This window comes from Mesorhizobium kamtschaticum (assembly GCF_056174585.1).
The window spans coordinates 6,147,742-6,170,432 of sequence record NZ_CM149691.1 but is presented as its reverse complement, the minus strand read 5'-3'; the positions used below and the strand labels follow the sequence as shown (position 1 = coordinate 6,170,432).

At 62.8% G+C, this 22,691-nt stretch carries 22 protein-coding genes; 7 read left to right on the top strand and 15 right to left on the bottom strand.

The window, feature by feature from the left end; genetic code table 11:
* The first annotated feature begins 128 nt into the window (after window positions 1–128).
* On the top strand, window positions 129–719 hold the full coding sequence (locus AC0V7N_RS30765) for a TetR/AcrR family transcriptional regulator (protein ID WP_475451941.1): 591 nt from the start codon (window positions 129–131) through the stop codon (window positions 717–719).
* A gap of 332 nt (window positions 720–1,051) precedes the next feature.
* On the opposite strand, the gene AC0V7N_RS30760 is transcribed toward AC0V7N_RS30765, so the two are convergent.
* The 14 genes from AC0V7N_RS30760 to AC0V7N_RS30695 all read right to left on the bottom strand — a co-directional run bounded on the left by AC0V7N_RS30760 (window position 1,052) and on the right by AC0V7N_RS30695 (window position 15,632).
* Window positions 1,052–2,074: a LacI family DNA-binding transcriptional regulator gene (locus AC0V7N_RS30760; RefSeq protein ID WP_475451939.1), complete on the bottom strand. Its 1,023-nt coding sequence runs from the start codon at window positions 2,072–2,074 to the stop codon at window positions 1,052–1,054.
* Window positions 2,075–2,222: 148 nt separating this feature from the next.
* Complete coding sequence (locus AC0V7N_RS30755; RefSeq protein ID WP_475451937.1) at window positions 2,223–3,014, bottom strand: ATP-binding cassette domain-containing protein; 792 nt, start codon at window positions 3,012–3,014, stop codon at window positions 2,223–2,225.
* 3 nt (window positions 3,015–3,017) lie between these two features.
* Window positions 3,018–4,004: an ABC transporter permease gene (locus tag AC0V7N_RS30750; protein WP_475451936.1), complete on the bottom strand. Its 987-nt coding sequence runs from the start codon at window positions 4,002–4,004 to the stop codon at window positions 3,018–3,020.
* Window positions 4,005–4,121: 117 nt separating this feature from the next.
* Window positions 4,122–5,057: a substrate-binding domain-containing protein gene (locus AC0V7N_RS30745; RefSeq protein WP_475451935.1), complete on the bottom strand. Its 936-nt coding sequence runs from the start codon at window positions 5,055–5,057 to the stop codon at window positions 4,122–4,124.
* A gap of 225 nt (window positions 5,058–5,282) precedes the next feature.
* Window positions 5,283–6,311, bottom strand: coding sequence for an ABC transporter permease (locus AC0V7N_RS30740; RefSeq protein WP_475451933.1), 1,029 nt, complete (start codon window positions 6,309–6,311; stop codon window positions 5,283–5,285).
* Window positions 6,308–7,837, bottom strand: a complete 1,530-nt coding sequence (locus tag AC0V7N_RS30735) for a sugar ABC transporter ATP-binding protein (protein ID WP_475451932.1) — start codon at window positions 7,835–7,837, stop codon at window positions 6,308–6,310. Before AC0V7N_RS30735 ends, AC0V7N_RS30740 begins: the two co-directional genes overlap by 4 nt.
* Window positions 7,838–7,940: 103 nt before the next feature.
* Window positions 7,941–9,098 (bottom strand): fumarylacetoacetate hydrolase family protein, encoded by a 1,158-nt coding sequence (locus AC0V7N_RS30730; protein ID WP_475451930.1) that lies wholly within the window; start codon window positions 9,096–9,098, stop codon window positions 7,941–7,943.
* A 162-nt stretch (window positions 9,099–9,260) separates the two neighbouring features.
* Entirely contained in the window at window positions 9,261–10,130 is an 870-nt protein-coding gene (locus AC0V7N_RS30725; RefSeq protein WP_475451929.1) for an aldose 1-epimerase, read from the bottom strand.
* Between the two features lie 16 nt (window positions 10,131–10,146).
* Window positions 10,147–10,902: an SDR family oxidoreductase gene (locus AC0V7N_RS30720; protein ID WP_496627477.1), complete on the bottom strand. Its 756-nt coding sequence runs from the start codon at window positions 10,900–10,902 to the stop codon at window positions 10,147–10,149.
* A gap of 15 nt (window positions 10,903–10,917) precedes the next feature.
* On the bottom strand, window positions 10,918–11,649 hold the full coding sequence (locus AC0V7N_RS30715) for an ATP-binding cassette domain-containing protein (RefSeq protein ID WP_475451926.1): 732 nt from the start codon (window positions 11,647–11,649) through the stop codon (window positions 10,918–10,920).
* Between the two features lie 3 nt (window positions 11,650–11,652).
* The gene (locus AC0V7N_RS30710; RefSeq protein ID WP_027058271.1) at window positions 11,653–12,630 is read right to left on the bottom strand and encodes an ABC transporter permease; all 978 of its coding nucleotides are present in this window, start codon (window positions 12,628–12,630) and stop codon (window positions 11,653–11,655) included.
* Window positions 12,631–12,707: 77 nt separating this feature from the next.
* Window positions 12,708–13,685, bottom strand: coding sequence for a sugar ABC transporter substrate-binding protein (locus tag AC0V7N_RS30705; protein ID WP_475451923.1), 978 nt, complete (start codon window positions 13,683–13,685; stop codon window positions 12,708–12,710).
* A 25-nt stretch (window positions 13,686–13,710) separates the two neighbouring features.
* Window positions 13,711–14,913 (bottom strand): mandelate racemase/muconate lactonizing enzyme family protein, encoded by a 1,203-nt coding sequence (locus tag AC0V7N_RS30700; RefSeq protein ID WP_475451922.1) that lies wholly within the window; start codon window positions 14,911–14,913, stop codon window positions 13,711–13,713.
* Entirely contained in the window at window positions 14,910–15,632 is a 723-nt protein-coding gene (locus AC0V7N_RS30695) for an FCD domain-containing protein (protein WP_496627476.1), read from the bottom strand. Before AC0V7N_RS30695 ends, AC0V7N_RS30700 begins: the two co-directional genes overlap by 4 nt.
* Window positions 15,633–15,739: 107 nt before the next feature.
* Here AC0V7N_RS30695 and AC0V7N_RS30690 point away from each other — a divergent pair, with 107 nt between their 5' ends.
* From AC0V7N_RS30690 to AC0V7N_RS30675, 4 genes are all read left to right on the top strand, one after another.
* Entirely contained in the window at window positions 15,740–16,645 is a 906-nt protein-coding gene (locus AC0V7N_RS30690; RefSeq protein WP_496628038.1) for an SMP-30/gluconolactonase/LRE family protein, read from the top strand.
* 187 nt (window positions 16,646–16,832) lie between these two features.
* On the top strand, window positions 16,833–17,717 hold the full coding sequence (locus AC0V7N_RS30685) for an ABC transporter permease (RefSeq protein ID WP_475451919.1): 885 nt from the start codon (window positions 16,833–16,835) through the stop codon (window positions 17,715–17,717).
* Complete coding sequence (locus tag AC0V7N_RS30680; protein WP_475451918.1) at window positions 17,714–18,535, top strand: ABC transporter permease; 822 nt, start codon at window positions 17,714–17,716, stop codon at window positions 18,533–18,535. The genes AC0V7N_RS30685 and AC0V7N_RS30680 overlap by 4 nt, the downstream gene beginning before the upstream one ends.
* A gap of 25 nt (window positions 18,536–18,560) precedes the next feature.
* Window positions 18,561–19,628, top strand: coding sequence for an ABC transporter substrate-binding protein (locus tag AC0V7N_RS30675; protein WP_475451916.1), 1,068 nt, complete (start codon window positions 18,561–18,563; stop codon window positions 19,626–19,628).
* An 80-nt stretch (window positions 19,629–19,708) separates the two neighbouring features.
* Here AC0V7N_RS30675 and AC0V7N_RS30670 read toward each other — a convergent pair whose 3' ends face one another.
* Window positions 19,709–20,644, bottom strand: coding sequence for an IS110 family RNA-guided transposase (locus AC0V7N_RS30670; protein WP_475455801.1), 936 nt, complete (start codon window positions 20,642–20,644; stop codon window positions 19,709–19,711).
* A 340-nt stretch (window positions 20,645–20,984) separates the two neighbouring features.
* Between AC0V7N_RS30670 and AC0V7N_RS30665 the strand changes: the two genes are divergently transcribed.
* Window positions 20,985–21,593, top strand: a complete 609-nt coding sequence (locus tag AC0V7N_RS30665; RefSeq protein WP_475451915.1) for a cupin domain-containing protein — start codon at window positions 20,985–20,987, stop codon at window positions 21,591–21,593.
* Entirely contained in the window at window positions 21,583–22,668 is a 1,086-nt protein-coding gene (locus AC0V7N_RS30660) for an ABC transporter ATP-binding protein (protein ID WP_475451913.1), read from the top strand. The genes AC0V7N_RS30665 and AC0V7N_RS30660 overlap by 11 nt, the downstream gene beginning before the upstream one ends.
* The last annotated feature ends 23 nt before the right edge of the window (window positions 22,669–22,691 follow it).

Genomic DNA, 22,691 nt, shown 5'->3' with positions numbered 1-22,691 from the left:
GTTCACGGCCTTGTTATTGACGGAAGGCGACATAGGTGTTACCAGTAAGTAACATCTGCATAGTTACAGACCGGTAACACCCTAGTCAAGAGGTGGCCGTGGTTTTTAGGAAACGAAAGGAGATCATGATGACAGACGGCGTCGTGGAGCGCTCACGTCCCCGGGATCGAATCTTGGAGACGGCGCGTGACATGTTCCACAAGCATGGCATCAAGGGCGTCGGTGTCGACGCCATCACCGAAGCTGCCGGCACGAACAAGATGACGCTCTATCGTCACTTCGAATCCAAGGACGAGCTGATCGTCGAGTGCCTGCGCGCCACGGCGTCCAAGGCCGGCGCGATGTGGGAAACGTTCGAGGCCGAGTTTCCCGGTGACAAGCTCGCCCAGTTGCATGCCTGGATCCGCATGGCCGCTGATTGCCTGAAGGCTGACGGCCGCGGCTGCGACATGGCCAATGCCGCTGCCGAACTGACCGAGCCTGACCATCCGGCCAGGCGTGTCATCAAGGAACTCAAGGAAGCCCAGCGCGATCGCCTTGTGACTTTGTGCCGGGATGCCGGCATCGGTCAGGCTGAGCTTCTCGCCGATACGCTGTCGCTGCTGCTTGAAGGCGCGCGCGTCAGCGTGCAGACGGTGGGCACCGAAGGGCCGAGCACGCAGTTCGTGCGCATGGCCGAAGGGCTGATCGTTTCCTTCCGGGGCACTGCCGCCGGTTGAATTGAACCGCTGTTGACGCGCCATTCCATCGTGCGGTGAAGCGCGATGGGTGGCGCGCTTTGGCGTCGGTAATACGGCTATTTCCCCGTTTGAACGAAAAAAGCCGCTGCCGGGAGGAGGTGGCAGCGGGCTCGATTTCGAATGTGGCGCGGGAGGAGGTGCACCCCATTCAGCGTCGGCATCGCATCTGGGAGGAGTAGATGGCCGACAACCAGAACATACGAGTTGCCCAATGATTCGGCAACAATGAATTGTGCATAGCAGCTGTGCAGATTTGCCGTGCCAATTATCCTACAAATGCGGGAGACCAAGCTTTGCCAGGCGGCCCGGCCTCACTGCACCGGCACGTTTTCCCTGAAGATGAGGCGCGGCTCGATGAATTTACGTGTCAGGTAGGGTGCCGATGAGGCAATGGAGCCGAGCAGGCGGATGACCGACTGTTCGGCGATCAGCCTGGCGTTCTGGTCGATGACGACATCGGCTAGATCGTCGATGAGATAGCCGCGCGTTTCCCGCGTCAGGTCGTGGCAGATGAACACCGGTTTGCGGTTGGGCCTGGCTTCACGGATGGCTTTCGCAACACCGGAGCGTCCGGCCCCGACACAATAGATGCCGAGCAGTTCCGGCTGGTTGCGCAGCGCCTTCATGGTCTCGGCATAGCTGGCATCAGGCTCGTCATTGACCTCGACGGCACTGCTGACGATCAGGTTGGGAAACTCTTCGTCGAGCACGGAGCGAAAGCCCATTTCACGCTCCTCATGGCCGCGGTAGGAGCGCGAGCCGACGACCATCGCCAGATGGCCCTCGCGGCCGCCGAGGAAGCGCCCCATCAAAAGTGCCGCCGTTCGCCCCGCCACCCGGTTGTCGATGCCGACATAGGCCGAGCGGGGAGCGGCCGGAATATCGGACACCAGCGTCACCAGGCGGATGCCGGCCTCGACAATGTCGCGCAGGATGTTGCGGGTTCGTGGATGGTCGACGGCGATGACACCGACGCCATTGGCCCTCAGCGACAGGTTTTCGACGGCGCTCTGCAGCGCGTTTGGCGAGATGCCGGCGAGGTTGTGGATCCGGCAGGACGCGACCAACGGCAGGCGCGATGCATAATCCTCGATGTGTTTTGCCAGATCCTGCATGAAGGCGTTGCTGCCGATCGGCAGGAAGAATTCGAGGTTCGCGGGCTTCGAGGGAAGCGTCACCTGGTCGGCGACCGGCAGATAGCCGAGTTGCTTGGCGGCCTCCATGACGCGCTGCCGGTTGGCGGCGCTGGCGCCCGGCCGATTGTTGAGCACCCTGTCGACCGTCGCTGTCGAGAGCCCGCAATTCCTGGCGATGTCGGAGACGGTGGCCTTCATGCCGCAACCCTATGCGCCGATGCGATGGCGCGCCAGACAAGCCATGGGATAGGTGATGTGACAGGCGATGCGATCTGAGGGGCGGATGATCGACACCCATCACCGCGCGACGCATTCGGCTGCTGCGACAAGACGCGTCCGCCCGTCCTCAGTGCGCCGGCTTGCCGTCGGCGACGGCGTCGCGGATTTCCTTGTCCGACATGCCGGTGATGATCCGTTCGACTTCCGTCACGGTCGTCTTCTTCGGGTCGATGTCGTCGGCGACCACCTTGCCCCGGCGCATGACGACGATGCGGTCGACCACCTGAAAGACATGGTGGATGTTGTGCGCGATGAAGATGCAGGAATGGCCGGAATCGCGGGCGCTGCGCACGAAACTCAGCACCCCTTGTGTTTCGGCGACGCCGAGATTGTTGGTCGGCTCGTCGAGGATGATCAGGTCGCTGTCGAAATGCATGGCGCGCGCGATCGCCACCGCCTGTCGCTCGCCGCCGGACAGCGAACCGATCGGTGTCGTCGGCGGAATGTTCTTCGAGATGCCGACCTGCTTGAGCAGGTCGCGGGCGACAGTGTTCATCGTTTCCTGATCCATGCGGTTGAGGAAACGCGGCGGCTTGATCGGCTCGCGCCCGAGGAACAGATTGCGGGCGATCGACAATTGCGTGACCAGCGCGGAATCCTGGTAGATCGTCTCGATGCCATGGGCGATGGCGTCGCTGGTGCTGCGCAAGCTGACCTTCTTGCCGCGGATGAAGATGTCGCCGCTGGTCAGCGGCACGGCGCCCGACAAAACCTTGATCAGCGTCGACTTGCCGGCGCCGTTGTCGCCGAGCAGGCCGACGATCTCGCGCTCGTTGACATGGAAATTGGCATCCTCCAGCGCCTGCACGCGGCCGTAGGACTTGCGGATGTTCTGCATGCGGATCAATGGCTCAGCCATGGTTCAAGTCCCTGCCTGATGCCGGCGTTCCAGCCATGAGTGGAGCGCCATCATGCCAAGGATGATCGCGCCGATGAAGATGTTGTAGGCGAGGCCCGGCACGCCGATCAGCACGATGCCATTGCGCATCACGCGCAGGATCAGGATGCCGAGCACGGTGCCGATGATGGTGCCGCGCCCGCCGGTCAGCGCCGTGCCGCCGATCACCACCATGGCGATGACTTCGAGCTCGTAACCGGTGCCGCTGTTGGGGTTGGCGGCAGACGTGCGCAGCGAGGAGATGACGCCGGCAAGCGAGGCCATGAGCGACGACAGCACGAACAGGCCGATCTTGACGCGGTTGACATTGACGCCGCGGGCGCGCGCCGCGTTGGGATTGCCGCCCGCCGCCTGGATCCAGTTGCCGGTCCGGCTTTGCGTCAGCACATAGCCGAGCGCGATCGCCGCGGCGATGAACCAGAACAGCGACATGTAGATGCGGAATGGCCCGATGAAGAAGTCGCCGACCAGCGCCTCCGCCAGCCAGCTGCCCTCGGCGCTCCAGGTGCGCTGCGGAAAACCGTCGGTGATGAAAAGCGCACTGCCGCGCACCACCAGCAGCATGCCGAGCGTCACCAGGAAGGACGGGATCTTGAGCTGAGTGACGAACCAGCCATTGACTAGGCCGATCAAGGCGGCAACCACCAGCGCGGCGACGAAGCCCATCTCCAGCGAGGTAACGCCGCTGTTGAACAGCGTCCACATCAGCACCGGCGAGAAGCCGAACAGGGACCCGACGGACAGGTCGAATTCGCCTGACGTCATCAGCAGCGTCATCGCCAACGCGATCAGGCCGAGCTCGACCGTGAAGGCCAGCGTGTTGGAGATGTTCTGCGGCGACAGGAAATCGTGGTTGAAGCCCCAGAAAACGCCGATCTCTATGACGAGCAGCACGAAGGGGCCGAATTCAGGCCGCGCGATCAGGCGTTGGACAAGCGAATGATTTTCCACTGAGAACCCGCGACATGATGGGAATGGCTGACACCTGCGCCGGATCCGGCGAGGCTCGGCAAATGGACAAGACAGTCGCGACCGTGGATGCGGTCGCGACTGTCTAGGTCCGGGATGTTACTTGCCGGACAGGATCTTGTCGTAGACCTGCGCGGTGTCCTTCTCATACAGCGCGCCGGTGATGACGTTGAAGCCCGGAGGAATGCCTGACGCGGCCATGTTGGCGAGCGACAGCGCGACATAGCTGGTCGCCTGCGGGTCCTGCCACTGGCCGGCATTGACGTAGCCGTTCAGCACTTCCTGCGTGGTGTCGAGCGAGTTGCCCCAGCCGACGACCGGGATTTCGCCCGGCTTGACGCCGACCTGGTCGAAGACCCGCTTGATCGAGCCGGTGACGAGGTCGCCGAGGCCGATGATGGCGTTGACCTTGCCCTTGTGGGCGGTGAGGTAGTCGACCATGCGGTTGATCACTTCGGCCTGGTCGAGCGTCGCCTCGGTCACTTCATAGGTGATGCCGAGCGGTCCGAAGACGCTCTTGATGCCTTCCTCTTCCTGGACGCCATAGGTGGCGCCGGGGACCTCGACCGGCATCCAGACGAAGTCGCCCTTCTTCACCAGCCCCTTGTCGACCAGATATTGCGCCCAATGCTTCCCGAAGGTGACGTTGTCGCCGCCGACATAGGCGTTGAAATTGGCTTTTGGATCGGGCGTGTTGAAGTTGATGATCGGGATGTTGGCCGCGCGGGCTTCCTTGACGATCTCGACGAGGCTGCCCGGATCGGGGCTGGTGGTGACGATGCCGTCGGCCTTGGCCGAGAGGGCAGCGCGAACCGCTTCCTGCTGCGAGGCGACATCGCCATTGTGGAACGAGGTGTTGACGGTGTTGCCGGTGTCCTTGGCCCATTGCTTGGCGCCGGCAAGGAAGTAGGTCCAGACCGGATCGGCCGGGCCGCCATGAGAAATCCAGTAGAATGTCTTGGCCTGTGCCGCTGCCGGAATGAGCGTCAGCGCGACCAGCAGGCCGTAGAGCACAAGTCTTAGTCTTGTCAGCATTTGATTTCCTCCCGGTTGAAGATGATCCGTCCCTTGTTCCGGCTTCAGCCGGATTGCGTCTTTTGCCAGCGCCGCTCGGATGCCTCAGAGCATCCCCTTTTTCGACGGATGGCAAGCCTCCATCTGCAGATGTAGTTGGCGCCTGACGCGACGCCATCAACGGACCCATCAGATTGCATCAGTTGGGGTGATTTTTCCGGCCAGCCGGATGATTGGCCTCGAGGCTCAGCCGAGCGGATTGTCCCGGGCGCGATCGGCGCGCCAGTTGCGCCACAGCCTGACCAGCCGGTCGACCGCGAGGGCAAGTACGACCAGGGCACCGGTGGTGAAGGCGGCCCAGATAGCATCCACGCCAAGCGTGGTCATGGCGCTCAGTATCGTCTGCAGGACCAGCATGCCGATCGCGGCACCGATGACGCTGCCGTTGCCGCCCGAAAGCGATGTGCCGCCAATGATGGCCGCCGCGATCGCCAGCAGTGCGAACCTGCCGCCGTCACCGGGGGCAATGGCGCCCTGGGCGCCGACATGGATCACACCGGCCAGCCCGGCCATTGCCCCCATCAGCACCAGCGTCAGCACCCTGACCTTGCCTGTTGGAATGCCGGCATAGGTGGCCGCCCGCGGATTGCTGCCCACGGCCTGGAGCCGGTAACCGAAGCGGGTGCGGTGAAGCACGACATGCATCGCCAGCGCCAGCATGATGAAGATGATGCCCACTGCTGGCACCACGACGAACGCCTTGCCCGACAGCGTGGCCAGGACATCCGCGCCTGGCGGCACGATTGTCTGTCCCTTGCCGGCGACGAGCGACAGGCCCTGGATCATCCACCATGTGCCGAGCGTCACCAGCAGGGCCGGCAGGCGCAGCGCGATCACCAGCAGGCCGTTGATCAGGCCAAGGCCGGCGCCAGCCGCGACACCCGCCAGCGCGGCAAGCCAGGGGTCCACTCCGGCAACCATCATCAAGGCGGTGGAGGTCGCCGCGAGATGGAACACCGCACCGGCCGAAAGGTCGATTTCGCGCGTGGCGAGCACGAACACCATGCCAATCGCCAGCAGGCCGGGCAGGGCAGCTTGGCCCAGCACCGAGAGCAGATTGGCCGGTTGGAGGAAGGCGGGACTCAGCCAACCCAGCATCGCGACCAACAGGGCGAGGGCAACGACAGCACCGGTCTCGGCCGGCAGCCGAATACGGCGTCCAGGTCGACGGTTCGCTGAACCGGCAAGCAGCGGCACGGTATCGGTCCTGGTCATGCTGCACGCTCCCGGCTGGTTTGTCGGTTTTCGTCCGCAGGCTTGCCCGCTGTGATCAGCTTCAGAAGCCTGCCCACATCCATATCGTCGCCGGCGATTTCGCCGGCCAGTCTGCCCTGGTGCAACGCAAGGATACGATCGCAGAGCCCGGTCAGTTCCGACAGCTCGTTGGAATGCAGCAGCACGATGCAGCCGCTGGCCGCCATCTGGCGGATCAAGGCGTAGATCTCCTGCTTGCTGCCGATGTCGATGCCGCGGGCAGGCTCGTCGAGCAGCACCATCTGCGGGCCGATTTCCAGCCATTTGGCGATGATCACCTTTTGCTGGCCACCGGCCGAAAGCGAGCCCGCCGGCATCTGCGGTGTGCTCCTGATGCGCAGCGCCTCGATCTGCCGTGCGGCGCGGCCGAGCGCTGCTTGGGGCGAGTACCAGCGCGATCCCCAGTCGCGTGCCCCGACGACGACGTTCGCCATGTTGAAGGCGATCGACTTGTCGGGCATCAGCCCGTTGCCGCGCTCACCTGAAATCATGCAGATGTTGCGCCGCGCCGCTTCCGTCTGCGTCCTCGGCAAGCCGTCGCCATCGGGAAAACGCACCTTGCCCTGGCGCGGCTTGCGCAGCCCGAACAACAGGGCAAGCAGATCCTGCGCTCCGGACCCAGCGAGCCCGAGAATCTCGCCGGCGCGGGCCGTGAAGCTGACACCGGACAGAATGCCGCCGCTGAGCCCGTCGACCGTGATCTCCGGCCGCAGCATGCCGGCAAGCGTCGGCAAGGCCCTGAGCGGCAGCGGGAACAGCGACTGGCGCAACTGGCCGATCATCGCTTCCTCGGAAGCCGTCAGCTCCTGCCGCGCCTTTGACAGCACGTCGCGGCCGTTGCGGATCACCGTCAGCTGGTCGGCGATGGCAAGCGCGTCCCCCAGCCGGTTCGACACGTAAAGCATGCTCATGCCTCTGGCTTTCAACCCCCGCAGCACCGCGAACAGCCGCTCGCTCTGACGCTGGTCGAGCGCCGAATTCGGGTCGTCAAGGATGAGCAGCCTTGGGTTTTCCAGAAGCGCGCGGGCGATCGCGACCAACTGCCGTTCGCCGGACCCGAGATCGCCGAGCGGGGCATGGACATCGACATCGAGGCCAAGCTGGCGAAGCAGGTCACGGCTGCGTGCCTCCATTTCGCGCCGCGAGATCAGCCCGTTGTGGATCGGTTCGCGGTTGACGAAGAGGTTGGCCAGCACCGGGCGCTCGGCAAACAGCCCCGGCTGTTGCAGGACCACGCCAATGCCGAGCTTGCGCGCCGCATTGGGGCTGTCGATGGTCGCGGTCTTGCCGTCAAATTCGATGACGCCACGGCCTGGCCGGACAATGCCCGCCAGCACTTTCGTCAGCGTCGATTTGCCGGCGCCGCTTTCGCCGACCAGTGCGTGGATCGAGCCGCGCTCGACCACAAGGTTCATATCTTCGAGCACGACCGTGCCGCCAAAACGTTTGGCGATGGTGCGCACGAACAGGATAGGCGAATCGGACATCGGAACGGCCCCCCGACCGCACCGCGATCTTGAAGCGGATTGCGTCCGCCGTCACTGGGATTCCGCATAAAATTGTGTTGATTGCGGCCGTTTCGGACAGATTCTAGATAAGATCGGCCTTCGCCAGGTCGCGCATGAGGTGGCTGGCGCCGTAGGTCCAATGCGGGCAATCGGGCGACAGCCGCACGCGGTTGACCAGCGCCCCGAATTTCTCTGACGAGATGGTGACGATGTCGCCGACCTTGTGGGTAAAACCCTTGCCCTTTTCGCCGCGATCCTTCGACGGCACGAACATGGTGCCGAGATAGAGCGCCAGCCCGTCCGGATACTGGTGGTGCGGCCCCATGGCTGCGGCCACCAGCTCTTCCGGCGAACGGCTGATCTCGGCCATCGAGCTTGCGCCCTCCAGCGAGAAGCCGTCATCGCCCTCGACCTTCAGGCGCACGACGGCCTGCTTCACGTCGTCGATCGAGAACGTGTCGTCGAACAGCCGGATGAACGGGCCAAGCGACGCGGAGGCATTGTTGTCCTTGGCCTTGCCGAGCAGCAGCGCCGAACGCCCTTCGACGTCACGCAGATTGACGTCGTTGCCGATGGTGGCGCCGACGATCCTGCCGCTTGAGGCGGCGATCATGGCGATCTCCGGCTCCGGATTGTTCCAGGTCGACACCGGGTGCAGACCGACATCGGCGCCGAAGCCGACCGAGGCCATTGGCTGACATTTGGTGAAGATCTCGGCATCGGGGCCGATGCCCACTTCCAGATATTGCGACCAGGCGCCGCGGGCGATCAGCTTGGCCTTGATCTCCATGGCTTCGGGCGAACCGGGCTTGAGCTTCGACAGGTCGTGGCCGATCAGCCCGGCAATATCGGCGCGGATGGCGTCGGCCTTCTCCGCCGAGCCGCGCGCCTGTTCCTCGATCACCCGCTCGAGCAAGCTGACGACGAAGGTCACGCCCGACGCCTTGACCGCCTGCAGGTCGACCGGGGAGAGCAGATACGGCTTTGCCTGATCGCGCGTCGCCTCGAAACTGTTTGCCGCGATATCATCGAGCGAGCCGATCGGCTTGCCCTTGGCCGAGCGCACATGCGCTGCCGGATCGGCCATCTCGCAGATGTCCCGCACGGTCGGCGCCGCGCTTGAAGTAATGTCGAAGACGGTGCCGTCACGCACCGTGACCACCACGGGATGGGAGGCAGCCGCTGATCGAGCACGGCCGACGAAGACACCATCGTCAGGCAGAAACGTCATATCAGTCATTGTTCTCTATCTCTCGTCAGAAAGCAGGACGGTTCAATGTTGCAAGGTGCGCACGGTTTCTTCAAGTCGGTTCGCTCTGAGGCGGCATGTGCCGGAGCGACAGACAACGGAAAAGGCCTGTGCCACCATGTCCTTGCGCCGCTAGCGACTCCCGATTCGACGCTACAGCTCATCCCAGCGTAGACGCAATCGCGCGCTTGTCGATCCGCCTTGTTCCAGTGTGGTCAGGCCGCTGCCGTGATGGGCGTCCACCAGATGTGAAACGGGTTCGAAACAGAAGAAATCGGCGTCTCGTCCCGGCGAATAGAGAACGAAGACGTTCAGCGACGGCGATGCCTCGACCGTGACGACGATGGCGTTATCCGGCTGGACGATCGAGGCGCGCCCATTCCAGTCTTCGAAGGCATTGTTGACCCAGCCGTCTGGAAGCGGCGCAGGGTGCGAAAAATCCCAGTCCGGGCGGGAGGCGAGCGGCACAACCTCCGTCGGCAGATGGCGCTCGTCCTCCAGCCAGACCCTCTTCGCCGATGCCTGCAGCAAAGTGCGCGGGCGGCGCGGAAACCAGGGATGGAAGCCGAGCCCGTAGGGCAGGCGGATAGCGGCTCGGTTCTCGACGGTCAGGACGGCAGACAGCGCGCCATCCTCCAGCGCGTAGCGGATGCTCGCGTGGTAGCGATAGGGTCCGATCGCTCCGTCCTCCAGAACCAACTCCATTTCAGTGCCGGCTCGTCGTGTCAGCCGCCACGGCCTTTGAAAACCGTCGCCATGGAGCGGGAACGGCTCGCCTTCGACATTGGGTTCGAGCGGATGGAAGCGCCCGTCAAACTCGAAGCCGCCGCCGGAAATACCGTTCGACCAGGGAATCAGCAGTTGAGACCCGAACGTCAGCAGGCCCGTCGATGGCTTGATGAGAGGCGTCGGCGCCCGGCCGGGGCGCAGTGCGTCGTAGCGCAGGATGGCAGCGCCCTCGCGAGGGCTCACCACCAGGCTTGCGCGCCCGTCGGCAAGTTCGACCACATCACTGTTTGTCATTGACGGAGCGCCACGGCTACCAGCCACCATCGACGCTGATGTTCTGGCCGCTGATCATGTCCGCGGCCGGGGAGACAAGGAACAGCACGAGATCCGCGACATGCTGCGGCTCGATACGGCGCTTAAGGCTTTGGTTGGTCAGGATCCAATCATTGTATTCCTTGAGCCGTTCTCCGAAAACGCGCTCCTCCGCTTCGGAAACGACGGCGCCGGGCGATACCGCGTTTACCGTAATGCCGTGCGGTCCCAATTCCCGCGCCAGCGACTTTGTGAGACCGAGCATGGCACCCTTCGAGGCTACGTAAGGCACATAACCCTCCCAGCGGCCATTCAGCGTCACTGAACAGAAATTGACGATCCTCCCGTGGCCCTTCCTCCTCATGCCAGGAGCGCAAGCGCGCGCCAGTGCGAAGGCAGCCGAGGAGTTCACGCGAATCTGGTCCTCATATTCGGCGAGCGAAAATTCCTCGAACGGACGGTTGATGATCAGCGCTGCGTTGTTGATCAGAATGTCGATCGCGCCTTCTTCGTCGGCGAGCGCCTTGATCGTCGCTTCGGCTTCGGCCAACCGGTTCAAGTCGCAACCGACATAGACGATCGTACCCTTGTTTGCCGCCGCCAATTCCGCCGCGATGCTGGGCCCTTCGGCATTCTCCGGTCGGTCTAGCAAGAGTACGCGCGCGCCGGCGTGGGCAAGTGCGGCAGCCTGGGCGCGGCCGAGCGAACCCAGACCACCAGTCAGGAGCACAACCTTGCCGGAAAAATTCGTCATCGCTATTCCCCGCTTTTAAAGCACGCCGTGGACTTCATCGATGGAGGTTTCCTCGATGCGCTTGTCGAGCACGACCTCGCCGCGCGCCATCGCGACCACGCGATCACAGCAGTCAAAAACGTGATGCATGTTGTGGCTGATGAAAATGCCGGTGACCCCTTGTGCCTTCAGTCCACGTACAAAGCCGATAACCTTGCTGGTCTCCTTGACCGAAAGGTGATTGGTCGGCTCGTCGAGGATCATCACCTTCGACTTGAAATGCATGGCGCGCGCGATGGCGACGCCCTGCCGCTGGCCGCCTGACAGTTCGCCGACCAATGCGTCGGGCGACCGCAGATGCAAATCGACATTGGCGATCGCCTTGATGCTTTCGCTGCCCATTTTCTTCTGATCGAGGATGCCAACGCCGAATACGGAAAACCGCGTCGGTTCCCGCCCGATAAACAGGTTCCTGGCAATCGACATGGTGGGAACCATGGAATTGTACTGGTAGATGGTCTCGATGCCGAGGTTCATCGCGTCGCGCGGCCTGGCGATCCGCACCGGCTTGCCGTCGACCAGGATCTCGCCCTCATCGGCGGTATGGACGCCGGACAGGATGTTGATGAGCGTCGATTTGCCGGCACCATTGTCGCCGACCAGCCCGAGCGCCTCGCCCCGCTTCAGGTCGAGGCTCACGCCCTTCAGCGCATGGACGCCGGAGTACCATTTGTGAAGATTGCGGACGGAGATGATTGCGTCTTCCATGCGTCAGCCCTCCATCTTGATCGCCTTGGCGCGCTTGCGCATCCAGGCATTGGCGACGACGGCGAAGATAGTCAGGAAGCCGATAGCGAATTTGAACCAGTTCGCATCAACGTGGGAGAGCACAAGCCCGTTGTCGATGATGCGGATGAGGATCGTGCCGATGATACCGCCAGCGACCGTGCCGATGCCGCCTGCGAGCGAAGCACCACCGATAACCGCCGAGGCGACTGCCTGGAGTTCCAGACCTTCGCCGATGGAAGGCAAAGGGGAGCCCAGCCTCAGCACTTGCAACATGCCGGCGAAACCGGACAGCATCGAGCAAAGCATGAAGCATGCGAGTTTCACCCTTGCGGTCGGGATGCCCATCGAGGCGGCGGCGGGATGGAAGCCGCCGGTGGCCTTTATCCAGTTGCCGAAATTGGTCCGGGAAAGCATCAGCGATGTCAGCACGGCAATTCCGACAAACCACACGAACGACATGCGGAACATATGGCCGGGACCGACAAACGAGGTGAACAGCCAGTTCGGCAGATCGACGGGAAGCAAGGGCGGAAACCCGCCCGAGACGACGATCGTCAGTGAGCGGGCGATGAAAAGCATGCCGAGCGTGGTGATGAAGCTCGGGATCTCGAACCAGATCGTCACATAGCCGTTGATGAATCCGATCACCGCGCAAACGACAAGCCCAGCCAGCAAGGCAAGGGGGAAAGGGACCCCCTCGACCATGAGGACGGCCATGCACATCGGCATCAGCGCGAACACCGATCCAACCGACAGGTCGAACTCGCCGCTGATCATCAGGATTGTGACGCCGATGGCGACGAGGCCCGTCTCAGGCAGAATGCCGAGTATGCCACGAAGGTTGTCCTGATTGAGGAACACGCCATCCGAGCGGATCTCGAAAATCACCACCAGAAGCGCCAGCAGGATCAGTCCCGCCAGTTCCGGCTTTTCCAGATAGGTCTTGAAGAGGCGTTTCAAGGCAGGCTCCAGGAATTCGAGGCAAGGGACCGCCCGGCGGGTGCGAACACCGCCGGGCGAACACATGGCGCGTGGGCCTAGCGCAGGCCTTGCGCGGAAAGCGTCATGATCGCGTCGGCCTGGTCCGGGCGCACGATGCCCTGGCCCGTATCGATGTCGGAGGGTGCCAGGCCGACCTTCTTGTTCAGATAGGCTTCCATCACCGGCATGAAGCCCTGCATGTAGGGCTGCTGGTCGACCAGGGCCTGGACGTAGCCCTTCTGCATTTGCTGCAAAACTTCCGGCACCAGGTCGAAGCCGCCAAGCAGGACCTTGCCGGGCGCGACACCGCGATCCTGCAGCGACCGCGCAACGCCGGCGCACCAGAAGCCGGTGTCGAAGTATGCGGTGGTGTCGGCGTGCGCGTTGAGATAGGCGCCGACACGATCGGAGGTGATCGCGAGATCCGTTCCGCTGTCGATCCGCTCCCATGAGACCTGGCGATCGGGATGGGCCGCCTTGTACTCCTCCAGGAACTGCATCACACCCGCGCCGCGACTTTCCGACCAGTTCTGGCCTGGTGCCGAAATACCGACCAGAACCTTGATCGGCCCATCCTTCGGGAAGCTCTCGGAAATTGCCTTGCCGAGCGAATAGCCCGCCGGCTTGAACCCTTGCCCTATGAAGGCCTGCCGCGCATTGCCCTTGGCGCCTTCGGTGTCATCGACATTGACGGCAATCACCAACACACCGGCATCGCGCGCTTCCTTGATGACGTCGTCGAACGCCTTGTTGTCGACGATCGAGGTCAGCAAGGCATCCGGCTTGGCGGCAAGGGCCGCGCGCATGTTAGCGAGTTGCTGCTCGACCGAACCTTCGGTCTGGGTGAAGATCATGTTGCACTTGGCCTCGACCTTGCCGCAGGCATCGTCAAAGCCCTTCTTCACCGCCTGCCAGAACGTGTTCGAGGCCGACGAATGGTGCGTGAAGACGATGTTGAGCCCGTCGGCGCTGGCGATGGAAGGCCCGGCGAGCAGCGTCGTCGCGAGCAAAAGCGTTGCAGTCAGTCGTTTCATTACTATTCCTCCCGTTGAGTGTTCTTCAGATGTCCGTCTTGTCGGAGACACGGCGATGGACGGTGTAGGCCCGACCGAGGTCGGGATTGAGTTCCAGCCCGAGGCCCGGGCCGGGCGGCACGGTGATCATGCCGTCCTTGACTTCCGGTAGTGCGGTCACGAGGTCGCGGTACCAGGTCCGGTAGAATGCCCGCACACTCTCCTGTACGAGTGCGTTGGGCGCGTTGAGGGATAAATGTGTGGACGCCGCCAGAACCACCGGCCCGGTGCAGTCGTGCGGGGCGACCGGCAGGTGCCAGGCCTCCGCCATCGCGGCGATCTTGCGTGCTTCGGAAAGCCCGCCGCACCAGGAAATATCCAGCATGACGATGCCTGCGGCGCCGGTCTCCAGAAGATCCCGGAATGCCCAGCGGCTACCCAAGGTTTCCGATGCCGAGATCGGCGCCGGGCTCGCGGCCTCATAGCGCTTGAGGTCGGCGAGGCTGTCCATGCGGATCGGATCCTCATGCCAGTATGTGCCATAAGGTCCGAGCGCTTTGGCGATCTTGATCGCCGGCAGGAGCTGCCACATGGAGTGGAATTCGACCATGATGTCGATCTTGTCGCCGACAGCTTTGCGGATCTTCTCGAAGGGTTGCAGCGCGGCTTTGAGGTCGGTGGCGGTAATGTCTTGCCCCCGGCTTTTCTCGGCGGCATGGTCGAAAGGCCAGATCTTCATGGCCGTGATACCGTCTTCAAGCAATTCTGCCGCCAATTCGTCGGCGCGGTGGAGAAACCCGTTCAGGTCGTCGTAGCCTTGCCTCGTGCCGAGACCATAATTCGCGGTTGTCTGCCCCTTGCCGTCCTTGATGTATTCGGTGCCGGCGCAGGTGTTGTAGGTGCGGATGGACTGCCGCGAAAAGCCTCCTAGAAGCTGCGCAATCGGCTGGTTCATGGCCTTGCCGAAAATATCCCAGAGCGCGATGTCGAAGGCGGAATTGCCGCGGACTTCGACCCCGCTTGAGCGAAAACCGAGATAGCCAACCAGGTCCGCGGAAAGCAGATCGATCTGCAACGGATCGCGGCCGATGACGCGGGGCGCGACATATTCATGGACGTATTCCTCGACCGTGCGGGCTAGGAAGAACGTTTCGCCAAGGCCGGTGATGCCCTCGTCGGTATGCACCTCGATCCAGAGCAGATTGGGCCGCTCTTCGATGCGAATGGTCTCAAGCGAGCGGATTTTCATGCGATCCCCGCATCGATCAGCGCCTTGACGCTCTTGTCGAAATGCGCGGCCATATGTTCGGCGGCAAGTTGCGGGTTCCCTGCGATGATCGCCTGGGCAATATCCCCGTGACCGTCGATCATCTTGATCTGCTCTGCCTCGGTGGCACGCGTACGCCAGCCGATCACCCAGGTGCGTCGCGTGACACCGCTGAAGGCGTTGATGATCAACGAGAACACCGGGTTGTGAGAGGCCCGCGCGATCGCTTCATGGAATGCGATGTCGTGCTCCATGACGATCTCGGGCGCCTGATGGTTCTCGCGCATCAGCCGCGCGCATTTTTGTATTTCAGCCGCCTCGGCATCGGTCCGCCGCAGTGCGGCGAGCGCCACCGTGCGCATTTCGATGGTACGGCGCACATCATAGACCTGCTGGATGCTGATCTGTTCGGTGGTGACGCCGTGCTCGATCACCATCGACATGGCGCCAATGTCGAGTTTGGCGACGCTGGCGCGCCGGCCGGCGCTCATGTCGATCAGACGCATCGCCGACAGCGATCGAAACGCCTCCCGCACCACTGTCCGCGAGACGCTGAGCCTGCGGGTCATGTCGGCTTCACTGGGCAAGAGGTCGCCAGGGCCAAGGCCTTCAACGCGGATGTGTTGGGTGATGGCCTGAATGGCGGCACTCACCAGGCCGGGATTTGTCTCGTCAGGTCCTATGCCGCGATCGCTTACCATTTGCCCAAAACCTGTATGACATGTTTTCTCGAAATGTGTATATCTTTGTGAAATCTTGTCTGTCAATAGGGGGGCGACCGCGCGACAGTCGGGAAGGGAAAAGGGTGGTGGATAGCGAAGAAAAGCAGCCAGGCCTCGTGTTTGATGCCCAGGATATTGTCGGTGAGAGCCTGGTCTGGGACGAGAGCAGGAAGACACTGATCTGGGTGGATATCATCGGGCGACGCATCCACTGGCTCGATCCGGTCACTCTCGATCACGAGAGCTGGCAGACACCTGACCTCGCAACCTCGATTGGCCTGCGCAGGGATGGCGGCGCGATCGTCGGGCTGCGAAAGGACGTGGCACTGTGGGATTTCGGAGAAACCTTCAGGACGATCGCGACGATCGAACCGGACAGCCCTGACACACGGTTGAATGAGGGCGTGGTCGCCCCGGACGGCTCATTCTGGGTCGGCACCATGGAAAACAACATCGGTCCCGACGATCGTCCACGCGACATCTCGCGAGATGTGGGGCGGATCTATCGAGTCGACACTGCCGGCATTGTCGAGGCGCTCAGTGCCGATCGCTTCGGCATCACCAACACGATGGTCTGGACGGCGGATGATGCCTTCATCACGGCAGACACGACCAAGAACCAGATTTTCCGCTATCACTGGGACAGGGTGCAATCGCGAATAACCGGCAGGCGTCTTTTCTTCTCGGGCTTTCCACGCGGTTTGCCGGACGGGTCGTGCATGGATGCGGAGGGTTATGTCTGGAATTGTCGCGTCGCAGGCGGCGGCTGCCTGGTCCGTATTTCACCTGACGGAGTTCTGGACAAGGTGGTGGAGCTGCCCTGCAGCTGGCCCACCAGCTGTGCTTTCGGTGGCGAGAATTTCGATATCCTTTTCGTCACCTCGGCGCGGTTTACCATGAGCGAGAGACATCTGCAGGCGAACCCGCGGGAGGGCGGGCTGTTCGCAGTGCGCGCAGGCGTTGGAGGCACACCGACCAAACGGTTCGGGTGAGATAACCTGGCTAACGCGGCCAAGAACGGCAGGCTACGGCTTTTTCGACCATTCCGGGCAAAGCCCCAAGCGTTCTGGCGGTCGCCGGAGCGCTGACGGCAACAATTCATGAAAGCTGGATTCCGCTTGACAGTTTCATGAATATGAAAAAGTCTTAGCCAATTTCAAAATCCCGGTGAGCAGGTCGATGTCGACCCTAGTTACAACGCAAGCGCCAGAGGCCCGGTCTTCATCGGGTTTCCGGCTCGCCATGCTGCTGCCGGGGGCGCTGGTCACTTTCCTGCTGATCCTGTTTGCGCTTGGCATGGTGCTGTTCCTCGCCTTCCGCGGCAATGACGGCTCGCTGCTCGGCGTTGGGCTGACCGTCGAAAACTTCGCCACCGTGGTCACCGATCCGCTCTACTGGACGGTGACGCTGCGCTCGCTGATCATTGCCGGCCTGGTGACGCTGGCGACCGTCGTCACCGCCTATCCCGTCGCCTACTACCTTGCCTTCCATGCCGGGCCGCGGCGTAGCCTGCTGTTGTTCCTGGTGACGCTGCCATTCTGGACCAGCTATCTCCTGCGCGTCTTCGCCTGGAAGATCGTACTCGCCTACAACGGCGTCTTGAACTCGGCGCTGATCGAAAGCGGCATCTGGTCCCAGCCGACATTGGCCTTCCTGAACACCCCGGCCGCGGTGGTCGTCACGCTCGCGCATGCCTACGCGCCCTTCGCCATCCTGCCCATCTATGTGGCGCTGGACACCATTCCGAAATCGCTGCTCGAGGCTGCTTCCGACCTCGGCGCGCGGCCGTTCACCGCGTTCCGCCGTGTCGTGCTGCCAAATTCGATGCCAGGCGTGCTGGCGGCCGCGCTCGTGGTCTTCGTGCCGACCGTTGGCGACTACGTCACCCCGGCCATGGTCGGCGGCCCGACCAGCACCATGATCGGCTCGCTGATCCAGTCACAGTTCGGCAAGGCCAATGACTGGCCGTTCGGCGCGGCGCTTTCGGTCTGCGTCATGCTGGTCATCCTGCTTGTGGTGCTGGTGGCGCGCGGCGCCGACCGCAGATTTGGCAGCCGCACATGAAAGCGGAACGCGCCGGCACAAAAGGCGATGGCCGCTGGCTCGGCCTCTATGTGCTTGCCTATCTGGTGTTTCTCTATCTGCCGGTCCTGCTGATCCCGCTGTTTTCCTTCAACGATTCCATCCAGGCGGCGTTTCCGCTGCAGGGTTTCACGCTGCAATGGTACCAGACGCTCTATGGCAATCCGGCGCTGTCGGGCGCGCTCATGAACAGTCTCGTCATCGCCGCCGTCGCTGCCTCCGGTGCCACGCTGTGCGGCATCACCGTTTCCTATATGGACCTCTACGGCCGCTCGCCATTGGCCTCCACGATCAGCGCCATAGCCCGGCTGCCGATCCTCATTCCCGGCGTCATTGTCGGCATTTCGCTGCTGATCCTGGTCAACCTCATCGGCCTCGGACCATCGCGCATCGCCATCGTGCTTGGCCACATACTGGTGGCGCTGCCGACGACGGTGGTGATCATGCGCAGTCGCTTTGCCGCCATCCCCAGGACGGTTCGCGAGGCGGCGCTCGACCTCGGCGCCTCCGACTGGACGACATTCCGGCGCGTCATGCTGCCGCTCAGCCTGCCCGCCGTGCTGTCGGCCTTCATGCTCGCCTTCCTGATTTCCTTCGACGAATTCATCGTCGTCTTCTTCCTCGCCGGCACCGAGCCGACGTTGCCGCTCTACATCTGGAGCCAACTGCGCTTCCCCCGCTCGCTGCCGACCGTCATGGCGCTCGGGACGGTGATCCTGGCCGTGTCCTTCATCATCGCCGGTACAGCCGAGCTCCTGCGCCATCGCGGGCTCGGCGCCGCGCGCCGTAATCCAGCCTGACCACAACAATGAGAGGAGAACGAAAATGGCATTTCTGAAATCGATAACCGGACACAAGGCCCGTGCCGGCCTCGCCGCACTGGCGCTCGCACTGTCTTCGACCGTGGCGCTGGCGGCCGAAAAGCTGCAATACTTCACCTGGTCGGGCTACGAACTGCCCGATTTCAACAAGAGCTTCCTCGCCGCACACCCCGATGGCGTCGAGGCCTCGATCTTCGGTGACGACGACGATGCCTTCACCAAGGTCAAGGCCGGCTTCCGCCCTGACATCGCCCATCCCTGCTACGACAAGGTGGCGCGCTGGAACAAGGAAGGCCTGCTGCAGCCGATCGACACCAAGCGCATCAAGAACTGGGATTCGATCTTCCCGGTGTTCAAGAACCTGCCCGATTTGCAGGCCGGCGATGGCAAGGTCTGGATGGTGCCGTGGGACTGGGGCAACACCTCGATCCTCTACCGCACCGACCTAGTGAAGAACCCCGAGGCGAGCTGGAACCTTCTTTGGGACAAACAATATGCCGGCCGCATGGCGACCATCGACGCCGTCCACGACACGCCGATCGTTGCCGCGCTTCTGGCCGGCGTGAACCCCTTCGACATGACGCCCGAGCAGATGGACAAGGTCGCGGCAAAACTGCGCGAACAGCGGCCGCTGCTGTCGAGCTACACCACCGACATGACGTCGGTCGAGCAGGCGCTGGCCAGCGGCCAACTGGTCGCCGCCATGACCTGGAACGCGTCCGCCACCTCGCTGAAGAAGCAGGGCGTGCCGGTCGAATTCATGAAGCCGAAGGAAGGCATGCTGACATGGGCCTGCGGCTTCGTCATGCTGAAGGACGCCAAGAATGTCGATCTCGCCTATGACTTCATCAACAGCCGGCTGGATGCCGATTCGGGCAAATTCCTGATCCAGTCCTACGGCTATGGCAGCTCGCTCTCGACCGCCTTCGCCGGCGTGGCGAAGGGTGAACTTGAGAAGCTGCAACTTCCGTCCGATCCGGAAGTGATGCTGAAGACCACCATCTTCACCGCACCGATGAAGCAGAATGACGATGTGGCCAAGATGTTCGAGAAGGTGAAGGCGGGCGGGTGAGACTGATCTTCCCTTCTCCCCCTGAGGGAGAAGGTGGATCGGCGCGCAGCGCCGAGACGGATGAGCGACTATCTGGGGTGTCAAGTTGCATTTGCGAATTCGTTACGCGCGTCGCGTGCTTTTGCATTGAGAATGACGAGCAGCTTGCGGGCGAGCGCAATGCGGATGACCATTTTCTCCTTTCCGGCAGCCTGCAACCGTTGCTTGAAAGCTGCCAGATGCGGATCATATTTGGCAACGATGCTGGCAACGAGGAAGAGGACGCCGCGCGGCCCTGCCCGACCGCCGCGCACTGGTCTTCGACCGCTGCGCTTGCCGCTGTCATTGGCGATCGGCGCCAGGCCGGCCAACTTGGCGATGGCCTTGTTGGAGAGGATGCCGATCTCCGGCAACTGCGCCATCAGCCGCGCCACGGTGCGAGAGGCAACACCCTTGAGCGAGCGGAAGGCCCGGTCGAGGCATGCCCACAGCGGATCGTCATCGATGAGCGTGGCGATCTCACCCTCGAGCCTGCGGCTCTGGCGCGCAAGCAGCGCGATCACCTCATCAAGGCTTGCGATGGTTTCGGCGTCGGCAGTGCTCTTGCGCTGCTTTTGAATGGTGAGGTCACCTCCCACCTGGGAAAGCCGCGCAACCAGCGCCTTGAGCCGCTGCTGGGCCGCGCTTGGCGGCGGCGTCGGCTTGAGCCGCTTGACGGCACCATAACGGGCAATCACGGCGGCATCGATCCTGTCGGTCTTCTCCAGGAAACCCATCGCCTCGGCAAAGTAGCGAACGCTCCTCGCATTGGCCATGCCGCAGGGTTGGCCCATCTCCCACAAGAGCAGGAAGGCCAACCGTTCGTAGCCGCCACTGGCCTCCATGACGACGAGTTTGACATCATGGTTCTGACACCAGGCGGCCAGATCGGCGATGCCTGCCGCATCGTTGGCGAAGCGGTTTGCCGCTCCCATCGGCTCGATATGGGCATCAAGCCAGTCTTTCGAAATATCTATTCCACAGAGGATCGTGTTCACGGTAACCTGCCTTGTGCGTGCGATTGGAGCCAAGCGACTATTCGGTCGTGCGTGACGAAGGCGAAGATCCCAGGCTCATCCACGGTTGTAGCCGCAGGGGTGTCGGGCGACTTCGCCAAGCCTCGAATCGGATGGCCGTCCGGTTCGAGGCTCAGTCGCTTCCATCGCACAAAGTCTCCTCCGTGCAGATACAAGGGGTGGGTGACGGATCGCCGTCCTTGCCAAGCTGGAACACCCCTCATCCGTCGCCTTCGGCGACACCTTCTCCCACAGGGGGAGAAGGGGAGCTTATCGACGCTGCGCCGCGCTCGGATAGAGAGACTGCAACGAGGACGAATGCATGGATGTTCTTGACGAAGCCGCCGAGAAACCCAAGGACGATGCCGATGTGCGCGTCGGCCGGCGCGTGCGGGCGCTGCGGCTGGAGCGCCGCCTGTCGCTGGCCGAACTGGCCGCAAAAGCCGGCGTGTCGATTGGTGCGCTGAGCCAGATCGAGCGCGGCATGTCCTCGCTGCGCGTCAAGGTGATCTGGCCGCTCGCCGCCGCGCTGGACATCGAGCCGTCGGCGCTGATCGCCGACGGTAACGATGCCGTCAACGATCTCTATTGCGTGCGTGCCAACAGCCGCCGCGCCATTCCCGTGAAGTCGGAAGGCATCGCCAAGGCGCTGCTGTCGCCGCCGGGCGCGACGCTGACCGGCATGCTGGTGACGGTGGAGGCCAATGGCGGCACGGCGGAAGCCTATGCCCATGCCGGCCATGAATTCGGCTATGTGCTGTCGGGCGAGGTCGAACTGGTGGTGGATTCGACAAAATACGGGCTGAAGACCGGCGACAGCTTTGCCTTCAAAAGCACGCTTTTGCACGCCTTCCGCAATCCGGGCGCCGAGCAGTGCCAGATCCTGTGGGTCAACACCACGAAGCCCTCCGAGGTACGCGATGGCGCCTGATCCACTCGTTCGGCTGCAGGCGGTCTCGAAGGTTTTTCCCGGCGGCATCGTCGGGCTCGATGCCGTCGATCTCGACATTATCAGCGGCGAGTTCATCACGCTGCTTGGGCCGTCGGGCTGCGGCAAGACCACCAGCCTGCGCGTCATTGCCGGCTTCGAAAGCCCAACAAGCGGCAAGGTTTTGCTCGACGGCCGCGACATCACGGCGCTTCGGCCCTTCGACCGGCCGGTCAACACCGTGTTCCAGGACTACGCACTGTTTCCGCATATGAACGTCGCCGAAAATGTCGGCTTCGGCCTGTCGTTGCGAAAACTCACCGGCACCGAGCAGGCAAAGCGAGTCGGCGAAGCCCTCGACATGGTCGGTCTCGCCGACAAGCTTGGCGCCCGCGTCTTGGAACTGTCGGGCGGTCAGCGCCAGCGCGTCGCGCTCGCCCGCGCCATCGTCTGCGAGCCGCGCGTGCTGTTGCTCGACGAGCCGCTGTCGGCGCTGGACGCGCATCTGCGCGAACAGATGCAGGTCGAATTGAAGCGGCTGCAGTCGCGGCTTGGCACCACCTTCGTCATGGTCACCCACGACCAAACCGAAGCGCTGTCGATCTCCGACCGCATCGTCGTCATGAACAAGGGCCGCATCGAGCAGATCGCGCCGCCGGCGACGCTCTATGACAGGCCCGCCACGAAGTTCGTTGCCAGCTTCATCGGCACCATGAATCTCCTGCAATCGCGTTTTGTCGGCAGGGATGGCGATCGCCTGCGTTTCACCGCCGGTACCTTGCCGCTGGAAGCCATTTCTGAAACCGGCCAGCCACCTGGCGAAGGCGAAATCCGCACCATTGGCGTGCGTCCGGAGGATTTGCTGGCGGCCACCGAAGCGACCGAAGGAACCGCTCCGGCGCGGGTGAACAGCATCGTCTTCCACGGCCGTACCTTGCGGCTGCATGCTGAACTGGGGCAGGGGTTGCCGGTGGTCATCGATGCGCCGCGCCAGGCCGAAGGCTTTCAATTCAGCGTCGGCGACGTGGCGCATATCAGCCTGCGCCGTGGCGCCAACTGCCCTATGCTCTCCGCATAGGCTGACCATCCATTTCCCAAAAC

Bases quoted from the DNA above. Each gene is read 5' to 3' on its own strand.
- AC0V7N_RS30765 (WP_475451941.1), top strand. From the start codon at position 129: ATGACAGACGGCGTCGTGGAGCGCTCACGTCCCCGGGATCGAATCTTG.
- AC0V7N_RS30760 (WP_475451939.1), bottom strand. From the start codon at position 2,074: ATGAAGGCCACCGTCTCCGACATCGCCAGGAATTGCGGGCTCTCGACA.
- AC0V7N_RS30755 (WP_475451937.1), bottom strand. From the start codon at position 3,014: ATGGCTGAGCCATTGATCCGCATGCAGAACATCCGCAAGTCCTACGGC.
- AC0V7N_RS30745 (WP_475451935.1), bottom strand. From the start codon at position 5,057: ATGCTGACAAGACTAAGACTTGTGCTCTACGGCCTGCTGGTCGCGCTG.
- AC0V7N_RS30740 (WP_475451933.1), bottom strand. From the start codon at position 6,311: ATGACCAGGACCGATACCGTGCCGCTGCTTGCCGGTTCAGCGAACCGT.
- AC0V7N_RS30735 (WP_475451932.1), bottom strand. From the start codon at position 7,837: ATGTCCGATTCGCCTATCCTGTTCGTGCGCACCATCGCCAAACGTTTT.
- AC0V7N_RS30730 (WP_475451930.1), bottom strand. From the start codon at position 9,098: ATGACTGATATGACGTTTCTGCCTGACGATGGTGTCTTCGTCGGCCGT.
- AC0V7N_RS30725 (WP_475451929.1), bottom strand. From the start codon at position 10,130: ATGACAAACAGTGATGTGGTCGAACTTGCCGACGGGCGCGCAAGCCTG.
- AC0V7N_RS30720 (WP_496627477.1), bottom strand. From the start codon at position 10,902: ATGACGAATTTTTCCGGCAAGGTTGTGCTCCTGACTGGTGGTCTGGGT.
- AC0V7N_RS30715 (WP_475451926.1), bottom strand. From the start codon at position 11,649: ATGGAAGACGCAATCATCTCCGTCCGCAATCTTCACAAATGGTACTCC.
- AC0V7N_RS30705 (WP_475451923.1), bottom strand. From the start codon at position 13,685: ATGAAACGACTGACTGCAACGCTTTTGCTCGCGACGACGCTGCTCGCC.
- AC0V7N_RS30700 (WP_475451922.1), bottom strand. From the start codon at position 14,913: ATGAAAATCCGCTCGCTTGAGACCATTCGCATCGAAGAGCGGCCCAAT.
- AC0V7N_RS30695 (WP_496627476.1), bottom strand. From the start codon at position 15,632: ATGGTAAGCGATCGCGGCATAGGACCTGACGAGACAAATCCCGGCCTG.
- AC0V7N_RS30685 (WP_475451919.1), top strand. From the start codon at position 16,833: ATGTCGACCCTAGTTACAACGCAAGCGCCAGAGGCCCGGTCTTCATCG.
- AC0V7N_RS30680 (WP_475451918.1), top strand. From the start codon at position 17,714: ATGAAAGCGGAACGCGCCGGCACAAAAGGCGATGGCCGCTGGCTCGGC.
- AC0V7N_RS30675 (WP_475451916.1), top strand. From the start codon at position 18,561: ATGGCATTTCTGAAATCGATAACCGGACACAAGGCCCGTGCCGGCCTC.
- AC0V7N_RS30665 (WP_475451915.1), top strand. From the start codon at position 20,985: ATGGATGTTCTTGACGAAGCCGCCGAGAAACCCAAGGACGATGCCGAT.
- AC0V7N_RS30660 (WP_475451913.1), top strand. From the start codon at position 21,583: ATGGCGCCTGATCCACTCGTTCGGCTGCAGGCGGTCTCGAAGGTTTTT.